Source organism: Candidatus Poribacteria bacterium, from assembly GCA_016866785.1.
Classification (GTDB): Bacteria; Poribacteria; WGA-4E.
The window spans coordinates 1-21,321 of the sequence record VGLH01000071.1 but is presented as its reverse complement, the minus strand read 5'-3'; the positions used below and the strand labels follow the sequence as shown (position 1 = coordinate 21,321).

Here is a 21,321-nt window from a genome sequence, read left to right as displayed (position 1 = left end):
GTTGGTCGAGAAATGAACCTCCTGCAAGCCGTCCCAATCGGGACCCAGCGCGGTCAGATCGAACGTCGTCGTCAACACGGTTGCCGTCGGCACGGTGACCGGGAAGTTCAGGTCCGCAGGCGATGGCACGCTCCGGTGCAGACGAAGGTTCGTCACACCGCCCAGCGTAGAACCATTGATCGTCACCGGCACCGACGTGCCGCGCACGCCGTTGTTCGGCACGATGGACGTGAACGCCGGAGCCGGCGGCGGCGGTGAGTTGATCATGAACGTGAGACCCGCCGACGCATAGGTGGAACCGCCGTTGGTCGAGAAATGAACCTCCTGCAAGCCGTCCCAATCGGGACCCAGCGCGGTCAGATCGAACGTCGTCGTCAACACGGTTGCCGTCGGCACGGTGACCGGGAAGTTCAGGTCCGCAGGCGATGGCGCGGTCCTGTGCAGACGAAGGTTCGTCACACCGCCCAGCGTAGAACCATTGATCGTCACCGGCACCGACGTGCCGCGCACGCCGTTGTTCGGCACGATCGACGTGAACGCCGGAGCCGGCGGCGGCGGCGGTGAGTTGATCATGAACGTGAGACCCGTCGACGCATAGGTGGAACCGCCGTTGGTCGAGAAATGGACCCCCTGCAAGCCGTCCCAATCGGGACCCAGCGTCGCCAAGTCGAACGTCGTCGTCAACGCGGTTGCCGTCGGCACGGTGACCGGGAAGTTCAGGTCCGCAGGCGACGGAACGCTCCGGTGCAGACGAAGGTTCGTCACACCGCCCAGCGTAGAACCATTGATCGTCACCGGCACCGACGTGCCGCGCACGCCGTTGTTCGGCACGATGGACGTGAACGCCGGAGCCGGCGGCGCGAACGGAGCGATGACGCCTTCGATCCTGACTATCGTGCTGGGGCTCACGACGAGCAAGTCCGCTCCCAGAGCCGCCATGCCCTTTGGATCGGTGATTATCGCCTGGGTATTGATGATCCCGCCGGCGATCTTGCGGACTCTGCCGTTGAACCGGTCGCCGATGAACAGGGTTCCGTCCCCGCTGAGGACCGTGTCCTGGGGCATCATATTCGCCGCCAGCGGAGGACCACCATCGCCGGAGAAGGCGTTCGTCCCGGTACCGGCGATCGCGGTCAAGGTGGCAGTCGCGTCATCCCACGTATACACTCGGTGACCCGGACTCGGTGAACCCGGATGCGTACCGGCGATGTAAATCAAGCCCGTCGGACTCGAAGAGATACCGAGTCCCCCCGTGCCGCTCGCTCGCAGCACGATGTTCCCGCTCGGATCGATCCGAACCAGTTGGCTGGTTCCGTAGACGGCGACGAAGATGTTGCCGTTGGGGGCGACCACCAGATCGCCCAGCGATGACAAGGCGGCGCTGGGCCCGGGGATCGGCGTATCGCTCGGAGACGTCGCTCCGCCTCCGGCGAGCGTGGAGATGATTCCTGCCGGACCGATCTTGCGGACGCGCCCGCCGCTGATAGCGCTGGCGTAGTGCTCGGAAATGTAGAGGTTGCCGACGCCGTCGCCCCAGACACCGACCGGATAGGAGAGCTGCGCGGCGGTTGCTGGTCCCCCGTCTCCGGCGCCGCCTTCCACGCCCGTTCCAGCGACCGTCGTGACGATCCCGCCGCTGATCTTACGGACCTTGTGACCGTATTCTTCGGTGTAGTACACGTCCCCGTTGGGCGCGACGTAGAGCCCGTGAGGACCGTTCATCGCGGCGGTCAGAGCCGTTGCGCCCTCGGCGGAAGAGCCCCCGCCGCCTGCGAAGGTCGTGACATCGCCCACAGCGGCATGCAGCCATGCTGCCGGAGCGATTGCTATCAGCGCAAGAAGAAACCGGAACGCGACACGATGCCACGCGCGGTGCATTACACGCTCCTTACTCGCCAGCAACCCCAGTCTCCCTCGGCAGGCTGACCCCATGATACGCATATCCGCAGTTCGTCGCAAGCGCAAACGGTGTGCTCAAACGCAGATACGGCCGAGAAGTTCACTGCTCATCGAGTCGACGGAGCGATAGGCGCATTCGATTGTCGCATGGCAGGCGGCGGACCCGTGGTACGCGACATGACGCGCCTATCGCCAGGCAATGGTCGCGAGCGCGGTTGTCCGCATCCATGCGACTCCGCTACACTACGGCTAGCAGGCTTGGCGGCGCGTCCCGAGGCGCGCCGACGCACCATGGCGGAAGGGGCGTATGAAGGCGGCATCGAGACACGCTCATGCGTCTCCCGTCACATTCCGCTCCATCCTCCTCGGCGCGCTCCTGATCCCGATCGACGTCTACTGGGTCACTCTCATCGAGGTGAAGTACTACTCCCTCGACGGGTCGTGCCTGCCTCTGTTCGTCCAGCCGGTGTTCTTCCTGTTCCTCGTCACAGTCGCCAACCTAGCGGTCATGCGGCTGGCTCCGCGCCACGCCCTCAAGCCCAGCGAGCTCCTCGTCGTCTACATCATGAACGCGATGTCGGTGACGTTCTCGGGTCACGACATGTTCCAGAACCTCTTCGGGGCGATCGTCCACGCGCAGTGGTACGCGACGCCGGAGAACGAATGGGGCGACCTCTTCCTGCGGCTCATTCCGTCGTGGCTGACGGTCGAGGACATGGACGTCGTCCGGGGGTTCTACGAGGGCGAGTCGAGCATCTACAACTGGCAGATCGTCGCGCCGTGGATCCGACCGTTCCTCATCTGGCTCGCGTTCGTCCTCGTCCTGATGTTCATGATGCTCTGCATGAACACGTTCATCCGCAAGCGGTGGACGGAGCAGGAGAAACTCGCCTACCCGAACATCCAGCTCCCCATCCGCCTGACGGAAGCCGCTGGCGTTCCCCTGTTCCGCGAGCGGATGCTCTGGATCGGCTTCGGCATCGCCGGGTTCATCACCGTCCTGAACGGCATCCATTTCCTCGTGCCGCAGGTTCCGTTCATCAAGTACGTCAAGCAGGAGAACGTCGGGCAGTACTTCACCGACAAGCCCTGGAACGCCCTGAACGGCATGACGATCTCGATGTACCCGTTCATGATCGGGCTGACGTTCTTCATGCCCCTCGACCTGTCCTTCTCGTGCTGGTTCTTCTACGTGTTCCGACGTGCGCAGCAGGTTCTCGGCGCGGCGGTGGGGTTCCGATCCCTGCCGGAGTTCCCCTACTTCGGGCAGCAGGGATGGGGCGCGTGGCTGACGCTCTGCGTTCTCGCCACCTGGTCGAGCCGCCACCAACTGCGCTATGCCTTCTCCGGCGTCGTGAAGCCCGGCAGCGTCGACGACGCCAACGAGCCCATCCCCTACCGCTGGGCGTTCGTCGGGCTCGTCCTGAGCGCCGTCGCGATCATCGCGTTCGCGCGGATCGCCGGTATGGCGATCTGGGTGGGCGTCCTCTTCTTCGCGATTTACTTCGCGCTCTCGGTCGCCATCACGCGGGTGCGGGCGGAGTTCGGGTCGCCACACGAGATTTACTACGTGAACCCCCACGACATGATGATCTCGTTCGTAGGAACGCGGCCCTACTCGCCGCGCAGCCTGACGGTCCTCTCGCTGTTCTACTGGTTCAATCGGGGCTACCGGAACCATCCGATGCCCAACCAGCTCGAAGCGTTCAAGATGGCGGAGATGAACGGCATCGGGAACCGGGGGCTGTTCGCCGCGCTGCTGGTGACGATCCTCGTCAGCATCGTCGCGACGTTCTGGGCGAACCTGCACCTCGCCTACCGCGACGGCGCGGCGATCCTCGGCGGGTTCAAAGACTGGGTCGGCTGGGAGTCGTTCAACCGCCTCCAGCGGTGGTTCATCTCGCCGACGCCGCCCGACGCGCCGCGCATCCTGTTCACGGGCATCGGCAGCCTCATGGTCATCGGCATGACGATCCTGCGAACGCGGTTCATCGGTTTCCCGTTCCATCCGGCGGGGTACGCGCTTGCCGTGAGCTTCGCCATGGAGTACTTCTGGTTCGCCGTGTTCGTCAGTTGGGCGCTGAAGCTGGCGATCCTGAAGCAGGGCGGGATCAGGGCGCATCGTCAGGCGATGCCGCTGTTTCTCGGCTTGATCCTCGGCGACTACTTCTTCGGCAGCATCTGGGCGATCATCGGGCCCTCGATTGGCATGCGGACGTACAAGATATTCATCTGATCGCCCGCCGGTGACGCCGTCGCTCCCGCGCAAGCGGGAGCCTAGAGTCCCTGGATTCCCGCTCCTGGCCCCGTGAAAACGGGGCTACGCGGGAATGACGGACAGAGCGAGAGCCGCGTAGTAAGGGCATTCGGCATGCGTCACATTCGAGCGGTCTTTGTGCGGGAGCTCTACGCCTACTTCGTCTCGCCCATCGCGTACTTCGTCATCGTGCCCTTCCTGCTCGTGTCGGGGTTCTTCTTCACGGCGGCGTTCTCCTACTTCGCGATGGGCTCCGTCCCGAACGCCCCCAACGAGCTCGTCGGCGGCATGCTCCAGACGATGAGCCTCCTGCTGGTTCTCGTGACGCCCCTGCTGACGATGCGCCTCTTCTCCGACGAGAAGCGCACCGGCACGATGGAGCTCCTGCTCACCTCTCCGCTCCGCGAGGCGGAGATCGTTATCGGCAAGTTCCTCGCGAGCTGGGCGCTCCTCTGCCTGATCCTGCTGGGAACCACACCCTACCCCATCTTCGTCCGGCGGTACGGGAACCCCGATATCGCGCCGATCCTGACGGGCTATCTCGGCATCCTGCTGCTGGGAGCCTGCCTGCTGGCGCTGGGTCTGATGGTCTCCAGCACGACGCGGAACCAGATCGTCGCCGCCGTATCATCGTTCGGGCTGTCGCTCGTCCTGTGGGTCATCAGCTTTCTGCCGGAGTCGCTCGGAGCCTTCGAGGGCTACAAGGCGATCCGCCCCGGGCTGGTCTATCTCTCTCTCCAGCAGCATCTCGACGAGTTCACGCGGGGCGTCATCGCCGTCAAGGACGTGATCTTCTATCTGTCGTTCACGGCGGTCTGTCTGTACCTGACGGTCGTGTCGGTCGTCTCGGCAAGGTGGAGGTAGGCGATGCGGCGCGCTCGCATCGAACGGACGCATGCGCTGCCCCTCGGCTTGATCGTCGCAGGGGTGGCTCTCCTGCTGATCGGAGCCATCGCGCGGCTGGCGTCCGGCAGGGCGACGCTGACGATGTGGCTGAGCCTCGGGGCGGGGATCGCCCTGATCGCCGGGGTCGCGGTTGCCTTCCGATCCGACACCCGCCGCCTCCTGACGGTGCGACAGACGGTCTACGGCGCGGTCGTCGCCGTAAGCGTCCTCGTGGTTCTCGCCGTCGCCGTGATGGCGAACCTGCTCGTCGCGCGCCGGTTCGACCGGCAGATCGACTTCACGGCGGAGAAGTACTTCACCCTCGCAGATCAGTCCGTCCAGATCGTCCGTTCGCTCAAGGAACCCGTCCACGTCATCGGGTTCTTCACGACCGACGCATCGGACTTCCGCTATCGCGACCGCCAGCTCGCCGAACAGCTCCTCAAGCTCTACGCGCGTACCAGCGGCGGGAAGCTCACCTTCGAGTTCCTCGACCCCTACCAGAACGCCCAGAAGGCGCAAGCCTACGACGTGCAGTTCGAGAGCAAGACCGTCTTCGAGATGGGGGGACGGCGCGAGTCCGCATCGACCGTCAGCGAGCCCGACTTCACCTCGGCGCTCCTCAAGCTGACCCAGGACGAGACGCTCAAGGTCTACTTCACGACGGGACACGACGAGCGACCCATCGACGAATACGCCCGCAACGGCTATTCTGACGCCGCCGAGACGCTCAGGAGGCAGAACTACGAGCTCGCCAAACTCGCCCTGCGCGCCACGAACCCGATGGCGGTTCCGGCAGACGCGAGCGCCGTCGTGATCGCGGGCCCGCGCCTCGCGTTCGAGCCGGGAGAGATCCAGGCGCTCGACGCCTACATCGAACACGGTGGACGCGTCCTCGCCTTGTTCGATCCGCCGACGACGGACCAGGCGGCCCTTGGCGAATGGCTCTCCGGCAAGGGCGTGACCGTCGGGAACGACCTCGTCGTCGATCTGTCCGCGTTCTACCAGAGCTTCGAGAACCCCATCGCCCAGATGCAGTCGCACGCCATCACAACGTCGATCCGGCAGTACATCATTCCGTTCGTCGGCTCGTCCAGCGTGACGCCGCTGGAACCGATGCCCGCCGGATGGGAGGCATCGCGCCTCATCGAGACGACGGACAACGAGCTCGCGTCCTGGGCGGAATCCGACCTGATGACCTTCCCGCCGAGGAAGGACGGAGCCGACGTGCCGGCTCCCGTGTCGATGGGAGTCGCCCTGACGAAGCAGTCGGGCTCCGGCACGGATGGCAGGATCGTCGTGTTCGGCGATTCGGACTTCGCCTCGAACGCCGTCGCTCCGACAGGCGGCGCGGACCTCCTCCTGAATGCCGTCAACTGGCTCACCCTTCAAGAAGACCTCATCGCCATTCCGGCGAAGGACCCCAGCCAGCGGCAGCTCAAGCCAGTCGTGACGCGCGCTGAAGCCCTCGCGTTCCTCACCGTGACCTGGTTTCTGGTGCCGATCCTCGTGTCGGCGCTGGGAGTCATCGTCTGGATCAGGCGGCGCTGACGGTGAACGTACGCCGGACCCTCCTCATAGCGGGCGCTCTGCTCGTCGTCCTGCTCGGACTCGTCATCGCGTTCCTGCGCACGCCGCCGTCGGATGATGGCAAGGATCCCTCCTCGCCTGAACTGAGCGCACTCCTGGAGATCGCGGCGGCGGATGTGACGGGCTTGGGACTGCGGTGGTCGGACGCGCATCAAGGCTCCGTCGGCGCGGAGCGGAAAGACGACGAGTGGGTCCTGACGGCTCCGCGATCGGGCAGGGCGGACACGGACCGCATCGACGCGCTGTTGCGCATCCTCGAACGGACGGTTCGCAAGGAGGTGCAGGGCTCCGACGCCGAATACGGGCTCGACCATCCCCAAGCGACGCTGACGCTGAAGACCGCTGCCAAGTCGGCGACGCTCCTCTTTGGGAATACCGGCGTCAACTACTCGGCATACGTGAAGGTGCAGGGGGCGGATCGCGTTCTCGTCGTCGAGTCGTCGGCGCTCAACCTGCTGCCGAAATCGGCGGACGATCTGCGAGATCGGCTCGTCGCCCGGTTTCGGCCGGAAGATGTCTCCCGTGTGCGCGTGACGAGAGGGACGAAGACGATGGCGGCGGAGCGGAACGAGGACGCCTGGCGGCTCACCGAACCGTCCCCCGCTCCGGCGAACGAGAAGCGCGTCGACGCGGCTCTGGAGACACTCGCGGCGATCGGCGTCAGCGTGTTCCTGGCGGACGACGTGACCGACCTGTCGCCGTTCGGTCTCGACCCGGCTCCTCTCGTCATCGAGGTCGAGCTCAAGAGCGGTAAGGCCGTCGGGCTCCGCGTCAACGACGTGCTCACACAGGAGGGGCGCATCGTTCTCAGCGTCGAAGGGAGAGGATCGGTCTACACGGCTTCGCCCGACTTCCTCGAATCGGTTCCCAAGAGCGCGTTCGACTGGCGCGACCGGCGATTGACGGACATCCAGCGTACCGAGGCGACGCGGATCGACGTCGAAAACACGACAGGCAAGTACTCCTTCACCGCCCAGCGCGACGACGTGACGACGACCTGGAAGATGACGGCTCCCGGCGCTGCCGCCATCGACTCGGAACACATCGACGCCCTGCTGTTCGGGCTCGACTCGGCGGAAGTGGGCGCGATCCTCGACGAATCGGGCTCCAGAGCGGCGATGTTCGGCTTGGCGAAGCCGCGCGCGACCGTGCGGATCGCCGTCGGCGAAGAGGTCACGACGATCCGGTTCGGGAAGCGATCCGACGGCGGGGTCGCCGTGCAGTCGAGCCGGTCGCCCGTCATCGGCGTTCTGCCGATGGATCAGGCGGAACCGTGGCTTGGCGACGTGTCGAAGCCTTGAGCGAGGGAACGCGATGCCGGAGCGCTATCTGGGAATCGACCTGGGCGGTACGAAGATCGCCGCCGTCGTGGCGGATGAGAAGGGCTCCGTCCTCTTCCGGGAGCGCCGCCCGACGCGTCCGGGGCGCGGCGTGGAAGCCGTCGTCGACGAGATGGTCGCTATGGCGTCCATCGTTGCCGGGAACGCGGGCATCGCCGCGGCGGAGGCGCGCGCGCTGGGCGTCAGCTTCGGGGGCCCCATCGACTCGCGGCGCGGGATCGTCTACTCGCCAGCGAACCTGCCGGGTTGGGACGCGATCCCTCTGCTTGAGATGTTGGAGGCGCGTCTCCCCGATCTGCCGATCGTTCTCGACAACGACGCGAACGCCGCCGCGCTCGCCGAGTGGCGTTTCGGCGCGGGACGCGGGTTCGACCATGTCCTCTACATGACGATGGGCACCGGCATCGGGGGCGGGATCGTTTCGGACGGGCGGCTTGTGCGCGGGTCGCGCGACGCGGCGGGCGAGGTGGGTCATATGTGCCTCGTCCACGACGGACCCGTCTGCGGCTGCGGCAAGCGGGGCTGCCTGGAGGCGTTCTGTTCGGGTCCCGCCATCGCCCGCCGGGCGGTCGAGAAGCTGCGGGCTGGGGCGTCGCGGCACGGCTTGGCGGAAGGGGTTCCGCTGACGGAGCTTCGGACGGAGCACCTCGTCGCCGCCGCGCGCGAGGGCAACCCCTTCGCGCTGGAGCATCTCCGCGAGACGGCGTACTATATGGCATGGGGTATCGGCAACGCGCTCAACCTGCTGAACCCCGAGGTCGTCATACTGGGAACCGTGGCGACTGCCGCCGGGGACCTGTTCCTCGACGACGTGCGGGGGTATCTGCCCCTGTTCGCTATGCCGCGAGCGGCAGCGGACGCGCGGATCGTGCCGGCGGAGTTGGGGGAAACCGTCGGCGACTACGCCGCCATCGCCCTCGCGATGGGCGTGTGATGGCTCATGGTCGAACGGCTCGTCTGATGGAACCTCACATCGAACGCATTGTGCGATCGCTCAAACAGGAATCCGCCTCGCTGTACGGCTCCCGTCTGCGGGGCGTCGTGCTGTTTGGGTCTCATGCCCGCGAAGACTCCTCACCCGGATCGGATATCGATGTATTGGTCGTCCTCGACGGCAACGTCGATCCCGGCGAGGAGGTCAGGCGTACTGGAGAGGTCGTCTCCACGCTCTCCCTTCGCCACGATGTGACTATCTCCTGTGTGTTCGTCTCGTCGGAGCGCTACGCACACGAACGGAGCCCGCTTCTGATGAACGTACGGCGAGAGGGAATCCCGGTGTGACCGATGAGCAGGCAGCGCTAGTCCGGAAGTCACGCCAAAGCCTTCGTGCTGCTCAGCTCCTGTGCGACGATCACCTCTACGACTTCGCCGTCTCGCGCGCTTACTATGCGATGTTCTACGTCGTCCAGGCGTTGCTCCTATCCGAAGGACTCACGTTCTCCAAGCACGCCGCCGTCATTGCCGCCTTCGGGCAGCGCTATGCCAAGTCGGGACGGGTCCCTGTGGCGTTCCATCGGTACCTGATCGAAGCCCACGAGAGTCGCAACATCGGGGACTATGACACAGGATCCGGCTTCTCCGAGGAACAGGCAGGTGAACACATCGACCGCGCGCATCGGCTGCTGGAGCACGCTCTGACGATGCTGGACACACCTGCCGGTCCGCGCTCGTAAGCCGACCGACGGCGAACGCTGATCGGCGACCGTCGCTCGACGCCGGAGCATCTCCGCGAGACGGCGTACTATATGGCATGGGGTATCGGCAACGCGCTCAACCTGCTGAACCCCGAGGTCGTCATACTGGGAACCGTGGCGACTGCCGCCGGGGACCTGTTCCTCGACGACGTGCGGGGGTATCTGCCCCTGTTCGCTATGCCGCGAGCGGCAGCGGACGCGCGGATCGTGCCGGCGGAGTTGGGAGAAACCGTCGGCGACTACGCCGCCATCGCCCTCGCGATGAGCGATGTTTGACGACGCGCGGCTCCATTCATGCACACCCACCACCGGCAGGGGAAAACTCATGAAGCGTATCGGCTATCTCGTTCTCGCCATCTGCGCGTCGATCTCCATGCACGCATGGGGACTGGACAAACCCGTCATCTACTACTCGTTCGAAAACCTGAAGGGCGATACGGTCGCCGACCTGTCGGGCAACGGAAACGAAGGTAGGCAGGAGGGCGGGCCCAAGGTCGTGGACAGTCCGCTCGGCAAGGGGCTCCACTTCGAGGGAACGCGCGTGACATTCCCGGTCTCCAAGTCGTTCCACGGGAACCTGTTCCAGGACACCTTCACCCTCGTCGTGTGGATGAAGCCGACGCTCAAAGCGAACACGTGGCAGCAGGTCTTTCGGTCGATCCGCGCGGATCGGACGAACGACACGCTCTTCGTGAACAACGATGGGCGGCTCTCCTGGCGGGGTCACGTGAAGGCGGTCTGGGCGGGCGGCATGTGCGAGACGGATCCGGGCGTCACATCGGCGGACAAGTGGGCGCACGTCGCCGTAACGGGCGACAAGAAGAACTTCCGCATCTATGTCAACGGGGCTCTCTCGAAGGAGTCGGCGTTCCAGACGACGGACGGCGAGAACGTCACGTTTTTCCTCGGCGGCCAGGCGGGCGGGGAGTCTTACACGGGCTCGGAGGACGAGTTCGCCGTGTTCACGTCCGTTCTGAAGGACGCCGAGATCAAGAGCCTCATGGACAAAGGTGTTGGGCAGGCGCTCGCTGTGCAAGCCCAGAGCAAGCTCACGGCGACCTGGGCAGGTATGCGCGTCGCGCGCTAGCGCCGATACGGACAACCGCGCTGCCGGTGAGGCTGGGTCGTTGCGTCCGCGTTGCCTTGCGGCGCGCGCAGTGATACCGTCCTGCCACAATCCCTGACGCCCGCGCGACGCCTGCCTGGAAGGACACGCCGATGTTCCGTGGTTCCATCGTCGCCATCGTGACGCCGTTCCGCGAAGACGAGAGCCTCGACATTCCGCAGCTCAAGAAGCTCGTCGAGTTCCATATCGAGCACGGAACCCACGGCATCGTGCCGTGCGGCACGACGGGCGAATCCCCCACGCTCTCTCATGAGGAGCACGAGACGGTCGTCGAGGAGACGATCCGCGCCGTCGACGGGCGCGTGCCGGTCATCGCGGGAAGCGGCTCCAACTCGACGGCGGAAGCCCTCCGCCTGACGCGCCATGCCAAAGCCGCCGGAGCCGACGGCGCGCTCGTCATCACGCCCTACTACAACCGTCCGACGCAAGACGGCTTGATCCGCCACTTCACGAAGATCGCCGACGCCGTCGAAATCCCGATGATCATCTACAACGTGCCGGGGCGAACGGGCACGGACATCCTGCCGGAGACGCTCGCCAAGCTGTCGGCGCATCCGAACATCGTCGGCGTCAAGGAAGCCACCGGGAGCCTCAAGCGGACGAGCGAGGTGGTCGCCGCGTGCGGGGAGGACTTCACCGTCCTGTCGGGCGACGACATCGTGACGCTGCCCATGATGAGCGTCGGGGCGAAGGGGACGATCACGGTCGTCGCCAACATCGCGCCGGGGCAGGTCGCCGAGATGTGCGACGCCTTCGACGCGGGCGATCTGGCGCGGGCGCGGCAGCTCCACTACGACGTGATGCCGCTCTCCATCGACCTGTTCATCGAGACGAACCCCATCCCGGTCAAGACGGCGATGCAGATGATGGGACTCCTCAACGGCGTGATGCGCCTGCCGCTCTGCCCGATGGGAGCCGCCAACGCGGAGAAGCTGCGGGCGTCCCTCAAGGCGTGCGGGCTGCTCTCCTGACCGGCGACGCGGGGGATCGGCGATGGATGCGGCGATCGACCTGCCGATGGCGGAGATCGAGGCGTTCTGCCGCCGTCACCGGATTCGCCGACTGGCGTTGTTCGGGTCGGTCATCCGAGACGACTTCACGCCGGACAGCGACGTCGACGTGCTCGTGGAGTTCGAGCCGGGCGCGCGCGTCGGTCTCGCGTTCTTCTCGATGCAGCGGGAGCTTTCGGAGATCCTGGGCAGGAACGTCGACCTGAACACGCCGGGATTCCTGAGCAAGTACTTCCGCGATGAGGTGCTGCGGGAGGCGCAGGTCGTCTTCTCCATGCAGCAGGAACTGTCGGACATACTGCATCGAGATGCGGCGCGCTGCGATCCATGTTAGAGACATCACTGATGTAATCTTGTGTGTTCTCGTCCACTGGGGCGCTGCGACGATGAGAACTGGAACCGACGACGAGGACTATTACCTCATACTCGGCGTGCCGCCCGATGCGGACGAAGAGACGATCCTCAAAGCCTACCGTCTCAAGGCGAGCCAGAACCATCCCGACAAGGTGAATAGTCTCGATCCTGCGTTCCGCGCGCTGGCAGAGCGTCGCATGCGCCGGATCAACGCGGCTTACGACGTGCTCCGCGACCCCGACAAGCGGAGGGAGTACGACGCAGCTCACGGTCCGCACAGGCAGCAGCAAGACGAAGAGGCGGCGCGCCAACGCAGAGAGCAGGCGGCACACGAACGGGCGCAGCGTGAGGATCAAGCGCGTGCGGAACGCGCAGAGCAAGAAGAACGAGAACGGACGCGACGTGAGGCGCGAGCACGTACGGAGCGGGCGGAGCAGGAAGCGCGAGAACGGGCGGAACGGGAGGCGCGAGCGAGCGTGGAGGTCGCCACACTCGCCGGGCATACGAGTGCTGTCAGGTCTCTCTCTTTGAGCCCGGACGGTCGGACGCTCGCCTCGGGTTCGTATGACACGACGGTGCGGTTGTGGGACGTGGCGTCGCGCCGGCAAGTCGCGGCGCTCGCGGGGCATACGGAACCGGTCCATTCGGTGTCTTTCAGCCCGGACGGTCGGACGCTCGCCTCGGGTTCGCATGACAGTACGGTGCGGTTGTGGGACGTGGCGTCGCGCCGGGAAGTCGCGGCGCTCGCGGGGCATAGGGATTGGGTCAGCTCGGTGTCTTTCAGCCCGGACGGTCGGACGCTCGCCTCGGGTTCGTCTGACAAGACGGTGCGGCTGTGGGACGTGGCGTCGCGCCGGCAAGTCGCGGCGCTCGCGGGGCATACGGGACCGGTCTGGTCGGTGTCTTTCAGCCCGGACGGTCGGACGCTCGCCTCGAGTTCGTATCAAGAGGTGCGGTTGTGGGACGTGGCGTCGCGCCGGAAAGTCGCGGCGCTCGCGGGGCATACGGATTGGGTCTGGTCGGTATCTTTCAGCCCGGACGGTCGGACGCTCGCCTCGGGTTCGTCTGACAATACGGTGCGGTTGTGGGACGTGGCGTCGCGCCGGGAAGTCGCGGCGCTCGCGGGGCATACGGGACCGGTCTCGTCGGTGTCCTTCAGCCCGGACGGTCGGACGCTCGCGTCGGGTTCGTATGACAATACGGTGCGGTTGTGGGACGTGGCGTCGCGCCGGGAAGTCGCGTCGCTCGCGGGGCATACGGGATCGGTCTGGCCGGTGTCTTTCAGCCCGGACGGTCGGACGCTCGCCTCGGGTTCGTCTGACAAGACGGTGCGGTTGTGGGAGGTCCCCTCGAACCGGTAGCTCCGCCTCCCTCACGGGCGCGCGCACTCATCACCTCTTGTGCTGATATCGTTTGGCGGGCAGGGCTCGGCGTATCGTGGTATCCGGGTCGTCCAATGCAGCGACTGTGGTACCATGGATCAGAAGGAGAACGCTGGTGAAAGGCATTCAGTACGTCGTGGACGAGACTGGGAAACAGACCGCCGTTCTGATTGACCTCAGCGCATGGGGCGCGATCTGGGAGGACATCTACGACGCTTGGTCGCGGAATCCAGGAAGGGCAACACCAAGATCCCGTGGGACGAGTTCGAGGCGGAATTGGATGGGGAGGAAGCCAAGCATGGCGGCGTATCGAGTTCAGGTTGACTCTGACGCCGCGAAGGAGATGAGAGACCTTCCTGCCGACACCCAGCTTCGTGTTCGAACCGGAATCCGCGCCTTGGCAGGCGACCCACGTCCTCACGGCGTCCAGAAACTGCGCGGACACAATGATCTCACCGTGTGCGCGTTGGCAGTTATCGCGTCATCTACCGCATCCATGACGACGCCAAGCTCCGTCACTGTGGAATACGTGGGCAATCGACGCGACGCGTACCGCTAGAGCGCAAGCATAGCAGTCGGTTCTTCCTCGACGCTGTTGGATGCCTTCCGACGGCGTGCTATCATCGCCGCGACGCAACCTCGTCCCATCGAGATAGGCTCGCGCCATGGAGAAGATACGCCGCCTCGCCGCTCTGCTCGAAGTCGGGATCGAGGAATACGAGACCGCCGTCAAGACGCTCCAGGCGGAACGCCTCAAATACCTCCGCCTCTCAATGACAGACGGCTTCGGCGATGACGAGAACACCTCGCGCATGTCGTGGCTCACGCACCTCAAGACGCTCGAAGTCTCCGCCGCGAACCGGCTCGACGCGCTGCGGCAGGGAGTCATCAACGCCGCCGTCGAGATCCAGAGCGACGCCCAAGCCGCCAAGGCAGCGACTACTCCGGCGTCCGTCGAGCCCGACGAGTCGGAGGACCCCGAGCTACCCAGCGACGCGGACAAGGTGTGATACGAGGTGTGACGCGATGGAGTTCGGGCGGATCATCGGGACGGTCGTTGCGACGCGTAAAGACCCCTCGCTGGACGGCATGCGCCTCGTCGTCGTCCAGCCCCTCGACGAGTACGGCGCTGCGATCGAGCGCCCGCTGATTGCCGTCGATCCCGACTCCGCCGCTGGAGTCGGCGAGCACGTGTTCTACGTCATCGGAGCCGATGCGATGATGGCGTCCGCCTCGCCGAAGCCCCTGCTGCCCGTCGACGCCGCCATCGTCGGCATCCTGCACGACGTGCATATCGCCCGACCGATGGAAAAGCCCTCCCGCCCATGATGCTCGCCCGCGTGATCGGCAAGGCGGTTTCCGTCGTCAAGCACACGGCGTACGACCGCCGCCGCTTGCTCGTCGTCCAGCCCGTGACGCCGGCGCTCACGGCGCGCGGCAAGGCGATCATCGCGGTCGATTATGTGGGAGCGGGTGAAGGCGACCTGGTCGTCGTCGGGGCAGGACCCGGCGTCGCCGCTGAGGTGTTCGGCGTGAAGCGGGCTCCCATCCGCGAGCTCGTCATGGCGATCGTCGATCACGTGGACATCGGTTCCACCTAGACACAGCACCGTGTTCCCTCGGATCAGGAACCGAGTCCGTCCAACAGCTCGGCGACGGTCTCGATTGCGGGCGCGATACCTTCCTCACACATGATCCCGAGCCCAAACGCCGGCACGTCCCTCGCCAGGCTGTCGAACACGGGTCGATAGCCCCGGAGCGTTCGCGACCGCCCGTACATGCGGATCGGCGCTCCAAGGGCGCGGCGCGCTTCGGACACCGACAGCCTGCGCACGGTCGCCTGGTCACTCCGTTCCAGGAAGCAGAGAGCCGCCGGCGCTGCGGAGAGCGCGATCCGCCCGTCGAATGCCCGCTCATCCCAGACGCGCTTGTCGTGATGCTCGAACCGATGGGGAGGGACCTCACTCCAGATGATAGTCGGCGTCGGGTCGCGGAGCTCGACGCGCCACCATCGCCCGTAGACGCGCAGGTTCCGTCCATCCACCAACAGCGTGTCATCGCCCAGGTACTCGAACCCGTGCCGGACCACGAGCCCAGCCGCGAGGGTGCTCTTGCCGCTGGCATGGTCTCCCACCAGGATGGCGGCCTTGCCTCCGCGCGCGACCGCTGCTCCGTGGATCGCATACATCGGGGGAACCGTGAACAAGCCCATCCAAAGCGGCTCGACGAGCGACTCCGCCGCCCAACGGAGGTCTGTTCCCTCGCGCACGACAGCGACCGCGCTGCGTTGATCCGGCGACAGGAACGTGAACGATGACGCTCCTGACAGGAGTAGCACTCCTGGCGGCATGACATGCCCCACGACGGACGGCACACGCGCCGCCTCCCCATCGTACGGGACTAGGTAGGCAGAGGCGACCACCTGCGCGCCGGTCGGCGGTACATCGGCGCGGCTCCATCTCCGGATAAGCGGCTCGATCTCAGCCTCGAAGGCAGCGTCGTTCACGCTCCACGTCAGCAACCTGCCGTAGACGGCAGCGGCGTGCCTCTCCCCGGCGTCGAGTGCGCGCGCGGACCTCTGGACGATGGTCAAGCCAGGCGGCTCGCGACGTGTCATGCCGCACTCCTCAGACGCCAACGCTTCCGGAGCCAGCGCCAAGCGCGTCGCGGCCTCGTCGCCGGCGGGCTCCACGCGTTGAGCACCGCGCGAGCCGTGTGCCCCGCCACGAAGCGTCGTGAAGTTGTGGTCACAGCCATGCTCGACGCAGCTCGAGACCCGCGCCACAGCACTTCCATCGGACGGACGGCGACGTCGGCTCCGGCGAGACGACTGCCCAAGCGAAATGCCGTAGACACCCGCTCAGCCGCGCAATGCATCGGCACAATGTCCTCACCGAACGCCTTGGCGACCATCCCGAGCACCAGGCTCACGGCGCGCATCGCGCGCGGGTCGGACGCCTTCGCCCGGACCTCGCTCCAATCGAGAAGCGCCGAGTGGAGCAGCAGCGCCGCGTCGACGAACCCGACCGTGTGGCGGAACATGTGGCACGCCACATGGAGGCAGATGTGCACGAAGTGGCTCGCTGCGTCGTCCTCGTGGCGGATCACGAAAGGCGTCTTCACAAAGCGCATCTTGTCAACGCTGCCGGTATGGACTTCCACGAAGAGCGTCCGGTTCCCCCACTCCAGCAGCTCCGGCGGAACGGGGTCGTCCGATTCGAGCATCGGCAGACCTGTCCACGTCGGCTCGGCCGAACGACGATGCACCGCGTATTCGAAGGGCTTCGAATTGGGGGAGACCTGATAGCCCAGACGTACCAACGACTCGCGCAGCGTGCCGAAGTGCGCCGGATCGACCCCGATGTCGATGTCACCGAACAGCCGCGTCGCGTTGCTCATGTGCGTCGGATAGACGCGTTCGGTGAGCCACATGCCTTTGAGTGGGACGATGGGAACCTCGGCAGCGTCCTGAATGGAGTCCAGTTCCCGCTTCAGGATGGCGTACCGCCTGCCGCCAGCGGCGAGGACGGCTTCCAGTCGGTCTCGAAGCTCCAGCGAAAGCGGCAGATCACCGTCTTGCTCCGCCGACAGGAGGGCAGACGCCACTAGCAGCGGCGACCGGTTCCGCCGCCAGAACGCTTGCCAGAAGGCTTCCATCTCGGATTCGAGCCGACGCGTGAGCGGAACCAGCTCGGAGCGATCTCCCAGCGCGGTACGCCGGACGGCTGCTCTCAGCGTCATTGCGAACAGGTCGACTGCTGCCACCGCCCAACCCCCAGACGGAGATTAGGACATGGACTTACTAGGGGCAAGGCGGCTTCGGATGGGCTGTTCGGTTTTCGGTGGGAGGGAGATGAGAGCCTGGACGCTAGCCGGTTGACCGCACACCGTCCGACGGAAGCCCTCACGAGTTAGAACGCGAATCCTCTCAGCAGTTCGTTGATCTCGTCCGGTTCAAAAGCCTCCGGGTCGAAGGAACCGCCGACCCACTCCAACAAATCATCGTGGTCGGGATGGTTTGGGTCCTGCAGCGCCAACAGGAGGTCCTCGTAGCCCCAGATGCTGCCGCAGTCTTCCGGCGGGCATGCGCGCCTTCCCTTAATGCAAACGGGGTACTTCGCCCCTTCCTCTGGCGGCAGGACTTTCTCGAGGACGATCTCGTGTTCCCACCCATCGCCGAAGTCGTACTGGTACTCGATCTTGTCTCCGATGCTCGTCAGCGCCTGACTCAGCCGCACCTTGCGCTCATCCCGGACATCGAGGTCTATGTCGAGATCGCGCGCGTCGTAAGAGACTCCCCGATAGTGAACGCGTGAAGATGGCCGTCCATCCAACCCATGGCAACCTGGAGAATGGCATGGAACTGGTGAAGCCGTGTGTCACTACGCACCAGAAGCCTTCGCCAGATCGGTGGTTTGATGTCTTTCAGAACCACCTTGAGCTGCTGAATCGTCACTGGCTCTTGCTTTGGCATCTTCCCTGCCTCGTCGTCAGTGGTGTGAGCGTCGGCGAGAGGATTCCCCATCCGGCCGCTTGGTTGCGTGTGGAACCACCATGCTGCACGCAACTTGGGTGCTACAGAGCGACTCCTCCGCGTGCCTCGGATCGTACCAGCGCCGCTGAAAGTCCTGGGCGAGATTCCTCGGCATGCAGATCGACGCCATTCTACCGCTCACGCGCCCGCTGCGCACACGAGCCGCCGGGGGAGGAGGTCACCGCCCGTAGTAGTCCTGGATCGCCGTCGCCGATATCTCCTGGTTGCGGAACGCCTCGATGCCCATGACGCCCGCCTGCGCGCCAGCGATCGTCGTGATGAGCGTGATGTTGTGCTCCAGCGCCATCATGCGGATCTTGTCCTCGTCGGGCGCGTGCTCGGCTCCGCTGGGCGTGTTGATGATGAGATGGACGGCGTTGTTCTTCACGTAATCGTGGATCGTCGGGCGTCCCTTGCCGATGCTGTAGACCAGCGTCACCGGGATACCGCTCCGCATGAGAACGCGCGCCGTCCCGTGGGTTGCGACGATCTGGAACCCCAAGTCGGCGAGCCGCTTGGCGATGAACGTGATCGCCCGCTTGTCCTTGTTCTTGACGCTGATGAACGCCGTCCCGCCGCTGGGCAGCGGATGCCCCGTCCCGATCTGAGCTCGGGCGAACGCCTTGCCGAAGTCCGGGTCGATGCCCATGACCTCGCCCGTGGACTTCATCTCGGGACCGAGCAGCGGATCGGCTCCCGGAAGACGCTCGAACGGGAACACAGGAGCCTTCACGCTGAAATACTCCGGCACGAGCTCGCGCGTGTACCCGAGCTCCGCGAGCGTCTTGCCCGTCATGACGCGCGCGGCGAGCTTCGCGAGCGGCACGCCGATTGCCTTGCTGACATACGGGATCGTCCGCGAGGCGCGAGGGTTCACCTCCAGGACGTAGACTTCGTCGTTCTTGATCGCGAACTGGACGTTCATCAGACCGATGACGTTCAGTTCCCGCGCCAGCGCGATGGCGCTCCGGCGGATCTCGTCCACCTGGTCGTCGGCGAGCGTGTAGGGCGGCATGACGCAGTCGCTGTCGCCTGAGTGGATGCCCGCCTCCTCGATGTGCTCCATGACCCCGCCGATGACGACCATCTCGCCGTCGGAGATGGCGTCCACATCCACCTCGATGGCGTCTTCCAGATACTTGTCGATCAGGATGGGGTGCTCCGGCGATGCCTCGACGGCGAAGCGGATGTAGCGCGCCAAGGCTTCCTCGCTGTGGACGATCTGCATCGCGCGTCCGCCGAGCACGTAGGACGGCCTCACGAGAACCGGATAGCCGATCCGCGAGGCGATCTCGCGCGCCTCTTCGAACGACGTCGCCGTGTCGTTGGGCGGCTGCTGGAGCCCGCATTTCTCGAGCACGGCGCGGAACAGCTTACGGTCTTCCGCGCGGTCGATGTCGTCGGGGCTGGTTCCGATGATCGGCACGCCCGCCTGTTTGAGCGCGACGGCGAGGTTCAGGGGCGTCTGCCCGCCGAACTGGACGATGACTCCGTCGGGCTTCTCCCGGTCGATGATGTCCAGCACGTTCTCGCGGGTGAGCGGCTCGAAGTAGAGCCGGTCGGACGTGTCGTAGTCCGTGCTCACGGTCTCCGGGTTGCTGTTGACCATGATGGTCTCCCACCCGTCGTCCTTGAGCGCGAAGGAAGCGTGGACGCAGCAGTAGTCGAACTCGATCCCCTGCCCGATCCGATTGGGTCCGCCGCCGAGGATCATCACCTTCTTCCGGTCGCTGGGACGGACCTCGTCCTCGTCTTCGTAGGTCGAGTAGTAGTAAGGCGTGTAGGCTTCGAACTCGGCGGCGCAGGTGTCCACCGTCTTGAAGGTCGCAATGATCCCCAGGCTCTTGCGGAGCTCCCGGACCTCCTGCTCCTGGACGCCCCACAACCGGGCGAGCTGTAAGTCACCGAAGCCGTTCCGCTTGAGCTCGCGGAGCAGCGGCGCGATCTCTTCGCGGGCGTCGGCGTTCCCCTCGCCGATGGCGCTCCGTGCCGTGGAGCTCGCCTTCTCCGCCGTCCGTTCGAGCTGCACGAGCTCCCACAGGTTGTAGAGGAAGAAGGGGTCGATCTTCGTGTAGCCGGCGATCTCGTCGATCGTCATGCCCTCTCTGAGGGAGCGCTTGACGTAGAAGAGACGCTCGCCGTTGGGAACGGTCAGCTTGCCCGGAAGCTCCGAGAGGGGCAGGTCTTCCAGCTTGTGGTTGTCCAGCCCGACCCAGCCGTTCTCCATCGACCGCAAGCCCTTCTGGATGGACTCCTTGAACGTCCGACCGATGGACATCGCCTCGCCGACGGACTTCATCGAGGTCGTCAGCGTCGCGTTGACGTTGGGGAACTTCTCAAAGGCGAACCGGGGGATCTTCGTCACGACGTAGTCGATGGTCGGCTCGAAGGACGCGGGCGTCTCGCGCGTGATGTCGTTGGGGATCTCGTCGAGCGTGTAGCCGACCGCCAGCTTCGCGGCGATCTTGGCGATGGGGAACCCTGTCGCCTTGGACGCCAACGCCGACGACCGCGAGACGCGCGGGTTCATCTCGATGACGACCTGCCGGCCGTCTTCGGGGTTCACGGCGAACTGGATGTTGGAACCGCCCGTATCGACGCCGATCTCGCGGATGATGCGGATCGACGAGTCGCGCATCCACTGGTACTCTTTGTCCGTGAGCGTCTGCGCCGGAGCCACCGTGACGCTGTCGCCCGTGTGGACGCCCATCGGGTCGATGTTCTCGATGGAGCAGATGATGACGACGTTGTCGAGCCGGTCGCGCATCACCTCGAGCTCGAATTCCTTCCAGCCGATGACGCTTTCCTCGACGAGCACCTCGTGAACCGGGCTGATCGACAGCCCGTACTGGACCATCCGGCGATACTCTTCGAGGTTGTAGGCGATGCCACCGCCCTTGCCGCCCAGCGTGTACGCAGGACGCAGGATGAGCGGGAAGGGCAGGTCGTCGAGCGTCCGCGTCGCCTCTTCCTCGGTCCGAACGATGGCGCTCTGAGGAACCTCCAAGCCGATGTTGCGCATCGCCTCTTTGAAGAGGTCGCGGCTCTCCGCCTTGCGAATGGCGTGGAGCTTCGCGCCGATGAGCTCGACGTTGTAGCGGTCGAGGACTCCGGCTTCGGCGAGCTCGACGGCGAGGTTGAGCGCGGTCTGTCCGCCGAGCGTTGGAAGCAGCGCTTGGGGGCGTTCTGCGGCGATGATCCGCTCGATGACCTGCCACGTGAGGGGCTCAATGTAGGTTCGGTCGGCGAG

The 21,321-nt window shown here is 65.3% G+C and carries 18 protein-coding genes and 2 pseudogenes; 15 read left to right on the top strand and 5 right to left on the bottom strand.

The features are described 5' to 3' along the window. Positions 1-1,878 (bottom strand): hypothetical protein (locus FJZ36_11450; protein ID MBM3215517.1); only part of this gene is annotated, 1,878 nt, incomplete at its 3' end. Positions 1,879-2,206: 328 nt separating this feature from the next. On the opposite strand from FJZ36_11450, the gene FJZ36_11445 reads away from it, so the two are divergent. From FJZ36_11445 to FJZ36_11375, 15 genes and pseudogenes are all read left to right on the top strand, one after another. Further along, complete coding sequence (locus FJZ36_11445; GenBank protein MBM3215516.1) at positions 2,207-4,135, top strand: hypothetical protein; 1,929 nt, start codon at positions 2,207-2,209, stop codon at positions 4,133-4,135. A 135-nt stretch (positions 4,136-4,270) separates the two neighbouring features. Continuing rightward, the gene (locus FJZ36_11440; GenBank protein ID MBM3215515.1) at positions 4,271-5,020 is read left to right on the top strand and encodes an ABC transporter permease; all 750 of its coding nucleotides are present in this window, start codon (positions 4,271-4,273) and stop codon (positions 5,018-5,020) included. A gap of 3 nt (positions 5,021-5,023) precedes the next feature. Next, positions 5,024-6,592 carry a hypothetical protein gene (locus FJZ36_11435; protein ID MBM3215514.1) on the top strand — a complete coding sequence of 523 codons (1,569 nt, stop codon included), beginning with the start codon at positions 5,024-5,026 and terminating at the stop codon, positions 6,590-6,592. A 2-nt stretch (positions 6,593-6,594) separates the two neighbouring features. Beyond that, positions 6,595-7,932, top strand: a complete 1,338-nt coding sequence (locus tag FJZ36_11430) for a DUF4340 domain-containing protein (GenBank protein ID MBM3215513.1) — start codon at positions 6,595-6,597, stop codon at positions 7,930-7,932. Between the two features lie 13 nt (positions 7,933-7,945). Next, positions 7,946-8,905 carry an ROK family protein gene (locus tag FJZ36_11425; GenBank protein ID MBM3215512.1) on the top strand — a complete coding sequence of 320 codons (960 nt, stop codon included), beginning with the start codon at positions 7,946-7,948 and terminating at the stop codon, positions 8,903-8,905. 26 nt (positions 8,906-8,931) lie between these two features. Then, positions 8,932-9,252, top strand: coding sequence for a nucleotidyltransferase domain-containing protein (locus FJZ36_11420; protein MBM3215511.1), 321 nt, complete (start codon positions 8,932-8,934; stop codon positions 9,250-9,252). Next, positions 9,249-9,644 carry a HEPN domain-containing protein gene (locus FJZ36_11415; protein MBM3215510.1) on the top strand — a complete coding sequence of 132 codons (396 nt, stop codon included), beginning with the start codon at positions 9,249-9,251 and terminating at the stop codon, positions 9,642-9,644. Before FJZ36_11420 ends, FJZ36_11415 begins: the two co-directional genes overlap by 4 nt. A 72-nt stretch (positions 9,645-9,716) precedes the next feature. Continuing rightward, entirely contained in the window at positions 9,717-9,941 is a 225-nt protein-coding gene (locus FJZ36_11410; protein MBM3215509.1) for a hypothetical protein, read from the top strand. Beyond that, positions 9,934-10,752 (top strand): LamG domain-containing protein, encoded by an 819-nt coding sequence (locus tag FJZ36_11405; GenBank protein MBM3215508.1) that lies wholly within the window; start codon positions 9,934-9,936, stop codon positions 10,750-10,752. Before FJZ36_11410 ends, FJZ36_11405 begins: the two co-directional genes overlap by 8 nt. A gap of 131 nt (positions 10,753-10,883) precedes the next feature. Then, positions 10,884-11,762 (top strand): 4-hydroxy-tetrahydrodipicolinate synthase, encoded by an 879-nt coding sequence (locus tag FJZ36_11400; protein MBM3215507.1) that lies wholly within the window; start codon positions 10,884-10,886, stop codon positions 11,760-11,762. 22 nt (positions 11,763-11,784) lie between these two features. Beyond that, positions 11,785-12,135: a nucleotidyltransferase family protein gene (locus FJZ36_11395; GenBank protein MBM3215506.1), complete on the top strand. Its 351-nt coding sequence runs from the start codon at positions 11,785-11,787 to the stop codon at positions 12,133-12,135. A 217-nt stretch (positions 12,136-12,352) separates the two neighbouring features. After that, complete coding sequence (locus tag FJZ36_11390; protein ID MBM3215505.1) at positions 12,353-13,516, top strand: hypothetical protein; 1,164 nt, start codon at positions 12,353-12,355, stop codon at positions 13,514-13,516. 136 nt (positions 13,517-13,652) lie between these two features. Further along, positions 13,653-13,861 (top strand): annotated as a pseudogene (locus FJZ36_11385) (hypothetical protein). Positions 13,862-14,329: 468 nt separating this feature from the next. Then, on the top strand, positions 14,330-14,866 hold the full coding sequence (locus FJZ36_11380; GenBank protein MBM3215504.1) for a hypothetical protein: 537 nt from the start codon (positions 14,330-14,332) through the stop codon (positions 14,864-14,866). After that, positions 14,863-15,138, top strand: a complete 276-nt coding sequence (locus tag FJZ36_11375) for an ethanolamine utilization protein EutN (protein MBM3215503.1) — start codon at positions 14,863-14,865, stop codon at positions 15,136-15,138. Before FJZ36_11380 ends, FJZ36_11375 begins: the two co-directional genes overlap by 4 nt. Positions 15,139-15,161: 23 nt before the next feature. Here the strand turns inward: FJZ36_11375 and FJZ36_11370 are convergent, their stop codons facing one another. The 4 genes and pseudogenes from FJZ36_11370 to carB all read right to left on the bottom strand — a co-directional run. Beyond that, positions 15,162-16,043, bottom strand: a complete 882-nt coding sequence (locus FJZ36_11370) for a hypothetical protein (protein MBM3215502.1) — start codon at positions 16,041-16,043, stop codon at positions 15,162-15,164. Between the two features lie 107 nt (positions 16,044-16,150). Beyond that, the gene (locus tag FJZ36_11365) at positions 16,151-17,302 is read right to left on the bottom strand and encodes a nucleotidyltransferase family protein (GenBank protein ID MBM3215501.1); all 1,152 of its coding nucleotides are present in this window, start codon (positions 17,300-17,302) and stop codon (positions 16,151-16,153) included. 146 nt (positions 17,303-17,448) lie between these two features. Then, positions 17,449-18,011: pseudogene (locus FJZ36_11360) on the bottom strand (plasmid pRiA4b ORF-3 family protein). A gap of 238 nt (positions 18,012-18,249) precedes the next feature. Then, the coding region (gene carB, locus FJZ36_11355) for a carbamoyl-phosphate synthase large subunit (GenBank protein ID MBM3215500.1) at positions 18,250-21,321 on the bottom strand (3,072 nt) is incomplete at its 5' end.

Bases quoted from the DNA above. Each gene is read 5' to 3' on its own strand.
- FJZ36_11445 (MBM3215516.1), top strand. From the start codon at position 2,207: ATGAAGGCGGCATCGAGACACGCTCATGCGTCTCCCGTCACATTCCGC.
- FJZ36_11440 (MBM3215515.1), top strand. From the start codon at position 4,271: ATGCGTCACATTCGAGCGGTCTTTGTGCGGGAGCTCTACGCCTACTTC.
- FJZ36_11435 (MBM3215514.1), top strand. From the start codon at position 5,024: ATGCGGCGCGCTCGCATCGAACGGACGCATGCGCTGCCCCTCGGCTTG.
- FJZ36_11425 (MBM3215512.1), top strand. From the start codon at position 7,946: ATGCCGGAGCGCTATCTGGGAATCGACCTGGGCGGTACGAAGATCGCC.
- FJZ36_11420 (MBM3215511.1), top strand. From the start codon at position 8,932: ATGGAACCTCACATCGAACGCATTGTGCGATCGCTCAAACAGGAATCC.
- FJZ36_11410 (MBM3215509.1), top strand. From the start codon at position 9,717: ATGGCATGGGGTATCGGCAACGCGCTCAACCTGCTGAACCCCGAGGTC.
- FJZ36_11405 (MBM3215508.1), top strand. From the start codon at position 9,934: ATGTTTGACGACGCGCGGCTCCATTCATGCACACCCACCACCGGCAGG.
- FJZ36_11400 (MBM3215507.1), top strand. From the start codon at position 10,884: ATGTTCCGTGGTTCCATCGTCGCCATCGTGACGCCGTTCCGCGAAGAC.
- FJZ36_11395 (MBM3215506.1), top strand. From the start codon at position 11,785: ATGGATGCGGCGATCGACCTGCCGATGGCGGAGATCGAGGCGTTCTGC.
- FJZ36_11390 (MBM3215505.1), top strand. From the start codon at position 12,353: ATGCGCCGGATCAACGCGGCTTACGACGTGCTCCGCGACCCCGACAAG.
- FJZ36_11380 (MBM3215504.1), top strand. From the start codon at position 14,330: ATGACGAGAACACCTCGCGCATGTCGTGGCTCACGCACCTCAAGACGC.
- FJZ36_11375 (MBM3215503.1), top strand. From the start codon at position 14,863: ATGATGCTCGCCCGCGTGATCGGCAAGGCGGTTTCCGTCGTCAAGCAC.